General features: G+C 67.0%; 10 protein-coding genes. 6 read left to right on the forward strand and 4 right to left on the reverse strand.

The window, feature by feature from the left end; all coding sequences use genetic code 11:
- The 4 genes from D2V17_RS21340 to dut form a co-directional block, all read left to right on the forward strand.
- Nucleotides 1–1,008 (forward strand): hypothetical protein (locus D2V17_RS21340; RefSeq protein ID WP_119592813.1); only part of this gene is annotated, 1,008 nt, incomplete at its 5' end.
- A complete protein-coding gene (locus D2V17_RS09885) occupies nt 1,008–2,126 on the forward strand; it encodes a hypothetical protein (protein WP_119592814.1) in 1,119 nt (372 codons plus the stop codon). The genes D2V17_RS21340 and D2V17_RS09885, both read left to right, overlap by 1 nt.
- 99 nt (nt 2,127–2,225) lie before the next feature.
- Nucleotides 2,226–3,863: a bifunctional phosphopantothenoylcysteine decarboxylase/phosphopantothenate synthase gene (locus D2V17_RS09890; protein ID WP_119592822.1), complete on the forward strand. Its 1,638-nt coding sequence runs from the start codon at nt 2,226–2,228 to the stop codon at nt 3,861–3,863.
- Nucleotides 3,856–4,350 carry a dUTP diphosphatase gene (gene dut, locus D2V17_RS09895; protein WP_119592815.1) on the forward strand — a complete coding sequence of 165 codons (495 nt, stop codon included), beginning with the start codon at nt 3,856–3,858 and terminating at the stop codon, nt 4,348–4,350. The genes D2V17_RS09890 and dut overlap by 8 nt, the downstream gene beginning before the upstream one ends.
- A 19-nt stretch (nt 4,351–4,369) precedes the next feature.
- On the opposite strand, the gene D2V17_RS09900 is transcribed toward dut, so the two are convergent.
- From D2V17_RS09900 to secB, 4 genes are all read right to left on the reverse strand, one after another.
- Nucleotides 4,370–5,092, reverse strand: coding sequence for a DUF4136 domain-containing protein (locus D2V17_RS09900; RefSeq protein WP_119592816.1), 723 nt, complete (start codon nt 5,090–5,092; stop codon nt 4,370–4,372).
- A 150-nt stretch (nt 5,093–5,242) separates the two neighbouring features.
- Nucleotides 5,243–6,271 (reverse strand): tryptophan--tRNA ligase, encoded by a 1,029-nt coding sequence (trpS, locus tag D2V17_RS09905; RefSeq protein WP_119592817.1) that lies wholly within the window; start codon nt 6,269–6,271, stop codon nt 5,243–5,245.
- 201 nt (nt 6,272–6,472) lie between these two features.
- A complete protein-coding gene (gene murJ, locus D2V17_RS09910) occupies nt 6,473–8,080 on the reverse strand; it encodes a murein biosynthesis integral membrane protein MurJ (RefSeq protein WP_119592818.1) in 1,608 nt (535 codons plus the stop codon).
- A 25-nt stretch (nt 8,081–8,105) separates the two neighbouring features.
- Complete coding sequence (gene secB / locus D2V17_RS09915) at nt 8,106–8,639, reverse strand: protein-export chaperone SecB (protein WP_119592819.1); 534 nt, start codon at nt 8,637–8,639, stop codon at nt 8,106–8,108.
- Nucleotides 8,640–8,909: 270 nt separating this feature from the next.
- On the opposite strand from secB, the gene D2V17_RS09920 reads away from it, so the two are divergent.
- Entirely contained in the window at nt 8,910–9,566 is a 657-nt protein-coding gene (locus D2V17_RS09920; RefSeq protein WP_119592820.1) for a Tim44/TimA family putative adaptor protein, read from the forward strand.
- Nucleotides 9,567–9,642: 76 nt separating this feature from the next.
- A partial coding sequence (gene mltA, locus D2V17_RS09925) for a murein transglycosylase A (RefSeq protein ID WP_119592821.1) occupies nt 9,643–10,725 on the forward strand: 1,083 nt, incomplete at its 3' end.

Here is a 10,725-nt window from a genome sequence, read left to right on the forward strand (position 1 = left end):
ACCGCAAGGCCGGTGCCCGACGACGCGCCGAGCAATGCCGTGGCCAGCGCGGCCTCGGCCCTCACCACCGGGGGCAAGGCCAGCGGCGAGATCGACGAGCGTTACTCCGATCTGCGGCTCTATGACCGGATCGCCGAACGTGTGGGCGAGGGCGAAAGCTATTACGCCGTGGCCATCGAGGAACAGCGCGCGCGCGATTTCCCGGTGCGTCCGGGCATCACCGTGCGCCTGCCGACGCTGGCATGGGTCAGCGGCCATCTGGGCTCGTGGGGGATGATGGCGCTGGCCTTCGTGCTGGGCGTGGCCGTGTTCATCGCCTGGTGGGACCGGCTGGAAAACGAGCCGGGCGGGCGCGACTATCGCACCTCCATTCTCATACTGGTGGCGATTGGCGCGCTGGCCGGGTTCAAGCCGCATTACTTTGCCCTGCACGAGGCATGGGCAGGCATGTTCGTGGCCCTCAGCCTTGGTCTTTATCGACCCGGCCAGTGGGGCTGGGCGCTGGTGTTCGCCGGTGCTGCGCTTGCCGTGCGGGAACTGGCCTTGCCCTATGTGTTCCTGATGGGGACCATGGCGCTCGTGCGCGGTCGGCGGACCGAGGCCTTCGCATGGTCTGCGCTGGCCGGCGTGTTCCTGATCGGTCTGGTGGCGCATGTCAGCGTCGTCGGCGGGCTCACCAGCGCGGCCGATCCGGTATCGCCGGGCTGGCTGGCGCTGCGCGGGCTGGGCGGCCTGACCAGCAATATCATCGTGTCGAGCCCGTTGCAGGTGCTGCCTGCCTGGCTGGCCGCGCCGCTGGCCTTGCTCCCGCTGATCGGCTGGGCCGGCTGGCGCAGCAATCTGGGCCTCACCGGCTTCCTGCTGTGCCTCGGCTATGGGCTCGGGTTCATGATCTTCGGGCGCGACGACAACTTCTACTGGGCGCTGGTGGTGATGCCGCTGTGGTTTGTGGGCCTTGCCTTCGTGCCGCGCGCGCTGACCAGCCTGTGGGACTCGGCGCGCGGATAATGCGGGGGGCGGCGATCTGGCTGACCCGCTGGTGCGCGCTGGAGCGGCCGCTGCGTCATTTGCCGCGGCTGGGGGCGCTGGCGGTGCTGCTGGCGCTGGTGGGTGCGCTCGCCTGGAGCACGCAGGCCGTGCCGCAGATGACCACCGGCGCCAATCAGGCGCAGGTGGCCAAGGCGCAGAAGAACGGCAAGAAGGGCATCGGCGACTACGAACTCTATCGCCGCATTCACAAGCGCGTCGATGCGGGTGAGGGGTACTATGCGGCGGCCATCGCCGAGCAGCGCGCCAACCGTTATCCGGTAAAACCCTTTGTCACCGTGCGCCTGCCGACGCTGGCCTATCTGCAAAGCCTGTTCGGGCTGACCACGCTGGGCCATATTCTGGTGGGGATGCTGGTGGTGTCGATCGGGCTTTACCTGCCGCTGACGCAGGATCGCACCGGCCTTGCCGAACGCGTCGCGGGGGCCGTTGCGCTGCTGCTGGGCGGGGCCAGCCTGTTCGTAAAGCAAGGGCCGCTGTCGCATGAGTCGGTGGCGGGGATCCTGCTGACGCTGGCGCTGCTGTCCTACCGCACGACCAACTACTGGCCAACGCTGATCCTTGCCGCAATGGCGCTGGCGGTGCGCGAGCTGGCCTTGCCGTTCGTGCTCTTGTGGCTGGTGCTGGCGCTGGTGGCGCGGCGCTGGCGCGAGGCGGGTTGGGTGGCCGGCCTTGTGGGGCTGTTCGCGCTTGGCCTGTGGCTGCACTCGCTGGGCGTGGCGGCGGCCGTGACGGAGGGAGGCCTTGCCTCGCCCGGCTGGAAAGCCCTCGCAGGACCGGCGCTGCCGCTGATGGGGATGGTGCGGATGACTCCCTTGCTGATGCTGCCCACCTGGCTCGCCGCTCCGCTGGCGGTGCTGCCACTGGTGGGCTGGGCCTCGCTCGGCGGCAAGCGGGCGGGCTTTGCCTGCCTTGCCTTTGTGGGCTTCTTCACGATGATGGCGCTGTTTGCGCGGGTCGAGAACTATTACTGGATCCTGATCGTATTGCCCGCCTATGCCGCCGGGCTGGCCTTTGCACCGCGCGCGGTGGCCGATCTGGTGGCCGCAGCACGCGGCAAGGTTGCCAGTGGCAACTAAGGGCATATTTAACCATAGTCGGGCATGGCTGGAAAAATGCTGGTCGTGTGACTAGTCTTTGACATGCAGCGATTTGGCCAGGAGGGCCACGAACAGCCAATGGCAGAGCCACGCATCCTGCTGGTGATCGGCGGCGGAATTGCCGCTTACAAGTCGTGTGAACTGGTGCGCCTGATCCGCAAGGGCGGGGGCGATGTCACCTGCGTGCTGACCGAGAGCGGCGCGAAGTTCGTCACCCCGATGGCGCTGGCCGCGCTGTCGGGCAATCAGGTCCACACCACCTTGTGGGATCTGAAGAACGAGGTCGAGATCGGCCATATCCAGCTTACCCGCGAGGCCGACTTGGTGGTTGTCTGCCCGGCCACGGCGAACCTGCTGGCCAAGATGGCGCACGGCATTGCCGACGATCTCGCCACCACGCTGATTCTCGCCACCAACAAGCCTGTGCTCGCCGTGCCTGCGATGAACGTGCGGATGTGGCAGCACGAGGCGACCGAGCGCAACGTCTACACCCTGCGCGAAAGCGGGGTGCGGGTGATGCAGCCCGACATGGGCGAGATGGCCTGCGGCGAATTCGGACCGGGCCGTCTGCCAGATCCCGATATGGTCTGGCGCGAGATTGCCGATATGCTCGGCCTCGATCCGCGCGCGGCGGGGATCGACTACGAAGACGAGGACGGCAACCTCGGTGTCGACTATCCGGGCGGGCTTTCGGGCCTGCTGGCCTCGATCATTCCGCGCTCGTTCCGTGGCGGCGGTGAGGAGGAGGAGGGCCTCGCAGACGAACCTGCCGAGACTTCCGATCTGCCCGAACCCGACTATTCCCATGCGGAATCGCTGCTGGCGAGGAAGGGCATTGCCAAGGCCGCCCCGCCGACCGACCGCGAGGCGATCAACCACGAGGTCAACGCCCGCCAGAGCGCGCCGCAACCCTTTGACGGCGAAGCGGCGGCAGCGCCCACGCGCCCGCTCGACGCGCCCGCTCTCAATCCGCTCGACGCGCCGAGCGAGCTGGCGCTGGACGAGGCGCTCGACAGCTTCGACCCGCTGGCAGGCCAGCCCGGCTTCGAGCAGGCGATCGAACATCGCCCGCTCTATGGCAAGCACGTGCTCGTCACCGCCGGGCCGACGCACGAGCCGATCGACCCGGTGCGCTATCTCGCCAACCGCAGTTCGGGCAAGCAGGGCTATGCCATCGCCGCTGCCGCTGCCGCTGCGGGCGCGCGGGTCACGCTGGTGTCTGGCCCGGTAAACCTGCGCACCCCGCTCGGGGTCGACCGGATCGACGTTGAAAGCGCCGAGGATATGGCGAAGGCGGTCAAGGCCGCGCTGCCCGCCGATGCGGCGGTGATGGTGGCGGCGGTGGCCGATTGGCGCCCGCGTGACTATCGCGATGAGAAGCTCAAGAAGCGCGCCTCTGCGCCGCCGGCGCTGATCCTTACCGAAAACCCCGACATCCTCGCCACCATTGCCGCGAGCCCGCAGCGGCCCGACCTGCTGATCGGCTTTGCCGCCGAGACGCAGAACGTGATCGAGAACGCGCGCAAGAAACGTAAGGCCAAGGGGGTCGACTGGATCGTCGCCAATGATGTATCGGGCGATGTGATGGGCGGCGAAGACAATCAGGTGCACCTCATCCTCGAAGGCAAGGCCGAGGAGTGGAAACCGATGAGCAAACAGGACGTCGCCACCCGCCTTGTCTCCAAAATTGCCGAGAAGTTGACCGCCGATGTCTGATGCCGTTCCCGTCCGTATCCGCCGCCTGCCGCATGGTCACGGGCTCGATCTGCCCGCCTATGCCACGGCGGGTGCCGCGGGGATGGACGTGGTGGCGGCGGAAAACGTGATCCTGCGCCCTGGCATGCGCCATGCGGTCGCCACGGGCTTTGCCATGGCGATCCCTGCGGGGTTCGAAATTCAGGTGCGCCCGCGTTCGGGGCTGGCGCTCAAGCACGGGATCATGGTTCCCAACACGCCCGGCACTGTCGACAGCGACTATCGCGGCGAGGTGAAGGTGATCCTCGTCAACCTGAGCGAGGACAACTTCCCGATCCAGCGCGGCGACCGGATTGCCCAGCTGGTGCTGGCCCCGGTCACGCTGGCGCAGTGGGACGAGGTGGAAGAGCTGGACGAGACCGTGCGCGGCGAGGGCGGCTTCGGCTCAACCGGCATTTCCGAACAGCCGGTGGCCGCAGCGGCCCGCGACTACGCGCCGCTGCGCTGAAGCTCGCGCCGCCGCAGCCTTAGGACCCGGCCTGGTTGCGCTGAACCGGCTGGTTCTCCGGCTTGATCGAGATACGCACCGTTTCGCCCGAGTTGCCGGGGAAATCAGTGAACATGGCTTCGACCAGATTCGGCACCAGATATTGCAGGCGGTTCGAGGTCGAGGCCGCCTCGGCCTTGCCTTCGAACAGCCGTTCGCCGGTCTTGGCGTCGTCGATCTTCAACTCGATGCCGCTGGTATAGACGGTGTAGCTGTCCACGCCGCCATAGCCGGGGCCGCCGAAGAACGGGTCATACCAGCCATAGCCCCAGGCGCGGCTGGGTACATAGGCGACGCGCGGACGGCCATCGTAACCGCGAAAGACCACGGGGCGCGAATAGCCATACCAGCTGTTGTAGAACGGATCGCGCGCGAAGCCGGTCGAACGGACCCGCTCGCGGCCCTGATCGATGCCATAGTCGAAGCGGACCAGCAGCGTGGCGCTTTCGGGATTGGCGGCCTGGGTATAGCCAAGCTTCGCCATCTGCGCCTCGACATAGTCGGCATAGAGCGCGAACTCGAGGCCGCCGGCCAGCTGCGGATCGTCGGCCACCACCGCGAAGGTCTGGCCCTCGGGAGCGGGCAGCTGGCTTTCGAAGCGGCTGACGTCGGCGTTGAACGAGGTTGCGCAGGCGGAAAGCCCCAGCGCCAGCAGAGGCGCAGCGGCGAGCTTCACGAAGCGACGAAGGGTTGTACTTGCCATGGGTCTCTCACTCCGGCCTGCGCTACACGGGGCCAATGGGCCAGCGGGCAGACCTTTTTTCTACGATAGACCGGTATCTGGCAAGGATGGGCTGAATGAGCCTTGAATGAACGGGCGGCGCATTGGGCGGCCGCCCGTTCATTCAAACGGTTAGCCGCGCACGAGTCCCAGCGCCTTGTAGGTCGCATCGAGCGTGGGCACGCCCAGTTCGCGCGCCTGTGCCGCCCCGCGCGCGAGGATCGCGTCGAGCATTTCGCGGTCCTGCCGCAGCTCGACGAACCTGTCGCGCACCGGGCCAAGGGTTTCGACCAGCAGCTCGGCCAGGGCAGGCTTGAACGCGCCGAAGCCCTGTCCGCCGAACTGGCTCAGCACGGCGTCGGGCGTGGTGTCGGCCAGTGCGGAGTAGATCGTCACCAGATTGAGCGCTTCTGGGCGGCCCTCAAGGCCTGCCACTTCGCTTGGCAGTGGCTCGGGGTCGGTCTTCGCCTTCTTGATCTTCTGCGCCATGGCATCGGCATCGTCGGCCAGCTCGATCCGGCTCATTTCGGAAGGGTCGGACTTGCTCATCTTCTTCGAGCCATCGCGCAGGCTCATGATGCGCGCGGCGGCGGGCGGGGTGATCGCCTCGGGCAGGGTGAAGACCGGGGCATCTTCAGTGGCAAAGTCGTTGTTGAACTTCTGCGCGATGTCGCGCGCCAGTTCGAGGTGCTGGCGCTGGTCGTCGCCCACGGGGACGTGGGTGGCCTGATAGAGCAGCACGTCGGCGGCCTGCAGCACCGGGTAGGTGAAGAGGGCGGCGCTGGCGCCTTCGCGGTTCTTGCCCGCCTTGTCCTTCCACTGCGTCATGCGGTTCAGCCAGCCCATCCGGGCCGTGCCGTTGAGCAGCCATTGCAGCTCGGCATGGGCGGGCACCTGCGCCTGATTGAACAGGATCGAGCGCGACGAATCGATCCCGCAGGCGGTGAGCACCGCGGTCATCTCCAAAGTGGCGGCGTGCAGGGCTGCCGGTTCGTGCGGCATCGAGATGGCGTGGAGGTCGGCGAGGAAGAACAGGCACTGGCCGTTGTCGCCGTTACCTGTGGCGAGGTCGTCCTGCATCCGCACCCAGTTGCGGATGGCGCCGAGATAATTGCCGAGGTGAAGCGAGCCGGTGGGCTGAATGCCGGATACGATACGCATGGGGTCAGGTCTTTCGAATTAGGAAACTGGCAGGAATAGAGCCCGGCGTGATGCTGCCGGGCGCACAGGATCAGCGCGCGGTGCGCGTGGAGGGGCAGCCTCGCCAAGCCCAGGCTCCCCGGCCGATGCGGGCCGTGATGCAGGTTTGCAGGTTGGTTTCCATCGCGCGCGCCATAGCAGGATTCGCCCGTCAGGAAAGACTCAGCTTCTGGCGCGCTTGCGCTTGAGCTGCGCGATCAGATCCTTGTCGAGCGCGCCGAGCACGAAGGCGGCGGCGAAGAAGACGATCCCGCCGCCCGCCACCAAGGCGCTGAGCGCCATGATCCGCCCCAGCGCCTCGCCCGACCACCATGGCTCCAGCGCCGGGGTCATGAACCATAGCGCCGCGCCCATCACCGCGCATGCCGCCAGTTGGCGGGCGATACGGCCCGCAAGCTTGGCCGAGAAGTGGAACCACCCGCGCAGCTGCAGGATGGTGTAGAGGCAAGCGACGTTCAGCGAGGCGGTAAAAGCGGTCGCGCCCGCCAGGCCGACGATCCCGTAACGCGGCACCACCCAGAAATTGAGCGCGATGTTGATGGTGAGCGCTCCAGCGGCGACGAACACCGGCGTGCGGGTGTCCTCGCGGCTGAAGAACGCGGGCTGGAACACCTTGATCAGCACATAGGCGGGCAGGCCCGCCACCAGCGCGATCACGATCCGGCCCATCAGCTGCGTATCTTCGAGCGTCATCTTGCCGCCTGCGAAGATGCCGGTGGTGAAAGCCTCGGCGCAGATCGCCAGCGCGACCACGCAGGGCAGGCACAGCAGCGTCGCGATCTCGACCGCGTTTTCCTGCAGGCGCTGGGCCTCGCGGGCGTTGCCGGTCTGGATATGGCGCGCCAGCATCGGCAGGATCGCGGTGCCGAGCGCAATGCCGAACACGCCCAGCGGCATCTGGTTGAGCCGGTCGGCCATCTTGAGCAGCGTCAGCGAGCCCTGCGGCAGGCTGGTGGCGAAGAAGGTGTCGACCAGCTGGCTGATCTGGTAAATCCCCGCGCCGAAGGTGGCGGGCAGGATCAGCTTGCCAAGCCGCTTCACCTCAGGGGTAAACTTCGGCGCGCTCACCTTGAGCCGAACCCCGGCGCGGCGCGAGGCCCACATCATGTAGGCCAGTTGCGCCACTCCCGCGAGCGCCAGCGAAATTGCCAGTGCCCAGGCGACGATCGTGTCATCGCCGTTGTCGCCGCGCAGATACCAGCCGATGAGAATGCCGCCGATCATCACGATGTTGAGCAGCACCGGCACCACCGCCCCCGGCGCGAATTTCGAGCGCGCATTGAGCACGCCCGACAGCATCGCCACCAGACTCACCAGTGCGAGATAGGGGAAGGTGACGCGGCTGAGTACCACGGCCAGCTCGAACTTGCCCGGCACGGACTGATATTCGCGGGCGAGCAGCCAGACGATCCCCGGCATGGCGATCATGCACAGGGCCGAGAAGCCGAGCAGCACCCAGACGAACACGGACAAGACATCGCTGGCGAACTGGTCGGCGGCTTCCTGCCGTGCATCCGGGCCATTGCCGAGATCGCCGTCGCCATCGAGGTCGTGCAGGCGGCGCGTGTACATCGGCACGAAGGCCACCGAGAAGGCGCCCTCGGCAAACAGTCGCCGGAAGGTGTTGGGGAGGGTGAAGGCCAGTTGCCAGGCATCCGCCGCCAGCCCGGCGCCAAGCGCGCGGGCCAGCAGCATGTCGCGGACGAAGCCGAAGATGCGGCTCAGCAGCGTGAGGCTGCCGATGGTGCCGACGTTGCGAACCAGGCTCATCGGCCCGCTCCCCGCAAAAAGGCTATCAGGCCTCGCCGCTCGGTTCGGTGGTGGCCGGAGCCGGGGCTGCGGCGCCTTCCTCGGCGCGCCGCTGGGCAAGCTGCTGGATGTAGAGGCCGTTGAAGTCGATCGGGTCGAGCAGCAGCGGGGCAAAGCCGGCATCGCGCACGGCGTCGGCAATCACCCGGCGGGCGAAGGGGAACAGGATGCGCGGCGCTTCGGCATAGGTGAAGGCGTGCATCTGCTCGTCAGGCATATTGCGCATGCCGATCAGGCCGCAATAGCTCAGCTCGACGATATAGGCGACGCCCTCAGCCGTCTTGCTGGTGGCGGTGATGCGCAGCTCGACCTCGGTGACCTCGTCGCTGACCTTGTTCGCGCCGATGTTGAACTGCACGTCCATTTCGGGCTGGCTGCGCCAGTTGAAGCTTTCCGGGGCTTTCGGGTTCTCGACCGAGAGATCCTTCACATACTGCGAAATCACGCCGGCGACCGGCTGGTTGTCAGCGCCATTGGGGGCGGTGCCAAGGTTGGACAGGACGTTGCCTTCATCGGCCATGTTTAGGGTCTCTCAAGTCTGCTGCCGAGGTGGCCCATGCAAGGAAGCATGGGGCGGGCCTCGCCCGGTTGATCTGGCGCGTGCGACTAGCAGCACTGCGGGCGCGCCGCAACGCATCCGGCACACGCCCGGTCGAAATGCGCGTGCATCGGGCCGAATTGGGCCTTCTGGCGGTTGTTCATTTGATATTGGGCACTATCTGCTACACAATAGCCAATTAAGGAGACGGCAGGCGCGTTTGACGCCTGCGACCGCTGCGGGACAATTCGTGTGATACCTGAAATCATCATCCTCGCCATGATCGCCGCCTTTCTCGGCATGCGGCTCTATTCGGTGCTTGGCCGCCGGGCCGAGCATGAGGAAGAGATGGTGGCGAACCGGTTCGAGCGGCCCGAAGATGCCGCGCCCCCGCAGGCTCAGGCGGTCCCGCAGGCAGAGGCTCCGCGGGTGGAAAACCTCACCGGCGGCTTCGCGCCCGCGATCGAACGCGGCCTGCGCGATATCGCCGCGGCTGACCGTACGTTTCAGTTGCTCCCCTTCCTCGAAGGTGCGCGCGGCGCTTACCGGATGGTGCTCGAAGCCTTCTGGCGCGGCGACCGCGAGGAACTGCGCCAGCTGTGCGACGACGATGTCTATGCCAGCTTCGATGCCGCCATTGCCGAGCGTGAGGCTGCTGGCCATGTGCTCGACAACCGGCTGATTCGGATCGAGGATTCGACCATTCATTCGGCCATGCTCGATGGTCGCACGGCGCGCATTTCGGTGCGATTCGTGTCGGACATTGCCTCGCTCACGCGCGACAAGGATGGCACCATGATCGCCGGCTCGCTCGACGATGCGGTGGAAAGCCGCGATGTGTGGACCTTCACCCGCAATGTGAATGCCACCGGGCCTGACTGGCTGCTCGACGAAACCGACGTCGGCTGATAATCGGCAGGGCGTGTCCCTCGCGCCCCGCTTTCTTTCTGGCCTGATCCTGTCTGCCGCTCTGGCTGGCTGTGCCATGGTGCCCTCGCACCCCGGCCAGCCCGGCGGTCCTGCCGCGCCTGTGGCTGCCAATGCCGCTTTGCTCGGGGCCGTGCGCGCCAGCCTGCCTGCTTCGGTGCGGGTCGATCCCGAGGATGCCACTGCCGCGCTCGCCAGCTTCTCCGCCTCGTGCAACTTCGCGTTGCGCCGCGAGGATGCCTCGGGCCTCACCCGCACCAGCGACTGGGAAGCGCCCTGCGCCGCCGCCGCCACGTGGCCGCGCGAGCAGGCGACCGCCTTTTTCGGACGCTATTTCCGTCCGGTGCGTGTGGGCGACGGCAAGGCCTATGCCACCGGCTATTTCGAACCCGAGATTCGCGGCAGCCGCACCCGCCGCCCCGGCTATGAAGCGCCGGTCTATGGCGTTCCCGACGATCTGGTGCGCTGCTGGCGCGACGGTACGCCTGCAAGCGAGAAGGTCGGCAACCCGCCGCTTTCGCGCCGCACAGCGACGGGCTCCTGCGTCCCTTACTATGACCGTGCCGAGATCGAACGGGGCGCGCTTGCCGGGCGCGGGCTGGAGATCGGCTGGGCGGCGGACCCGGTGGAGCTGTTCTTCCTCCAGATTCAGGGCTCGGGCCGCCTGCGCACGCCAGAGGGCGAGATCATCCGCATCGGCTATGCCGGGCAGAACGGACATGCCTACACCGGCATCGGCGGGCTGATGCGCGCGCGTGGGCTGCTGGGGAGCGGTCCGGGGCAGTATTCGGGCTCGATGCAGGGCATCATGCAATATATCCGCGAGCACCCGCAGGACGGCGCGGCGCTGATGCGCGAGAACCGCAGCTGGGTGTTTTTCCGTGTGCTGGAGGGCGATGGCCCGCTCGGTTCGCTGGGGGTGCCGGTGCGCGGGCACAGCTCGGTGGCGGTCGATCCGAAGTTCGTCCCCTATGGCGCGCCGGTGTTGCTTGAGACCGACCGCGACGTCGCCAATGGCCTGTGGGTGGCGCAGGATACGGGCGGCGCGATCAGGGGTGCCAACCGCTTCGACACCTTCTGGGGCGCGCCGCGACGTCGCCAATGGCCTGTGGGTGGCGCAGGATACGGGCGGCGCGATCAG

It is taken from the genome of Aurantiacibacter xanthus (assembly GCF_003584015.1).
Taxonomy (GTDB): Bacteria; Pseudomonadota; Alphaproteobacteria; order Sphingomonadales; family Sphingomonadaceae; genus Alteraurantiacibacter; species Alteraurantiacibacter xanthus.

Coding starts and splice junctions, on each gene's coding strand:
- D2V17_RS09885 (WP_119592814.1), top strand. CDS start 1,008: ATGCGGGGGGCGGCGATCTGGCTGACCCGCTGGTGCGCGCTGGAGCGG.
- D2V17_RS09890 (WP_119592822.1), top strand. CDS start 2,226: ATGGCAGAGCCACGCATCCTGCTGGTGATCGGCGGCGGAATTGCCGCT.
- dut (WP_119592815.1), top strand. CDS start 3,856: ATGTCTGATGCCGTTCCCGTCCGTATCCGCCGCCTGCCGCATGGTCAC.
- D2V17_RS09900 (WP_119592816.1), bottom strand. CDS start 5,092: ATGGCAAGTACAACCCTTCGTCGCTTCGTGAAGCTCGCCGCTGCGCCT.
- trpS (WP_119592817.1), bottom strand. CDS start 6,271: ATGCGTATCGTATCCGGCATTCAGCCCACCGGCTCGCTTCACCTCGGC.
- murJ (WP_119592818.1), bottom strand. CDS start 8,080: ATGAGCCTGGTTCGCAACGTCGGCACCATCGGCAGCCTCACGCTGCTG.
- secB (WP_119592819.1), bottom strand. CDS start 8,639: ATGGCCGATGAAGGCAACGTCCTGTCCAACCTTGGCACCGCCCCCAAT.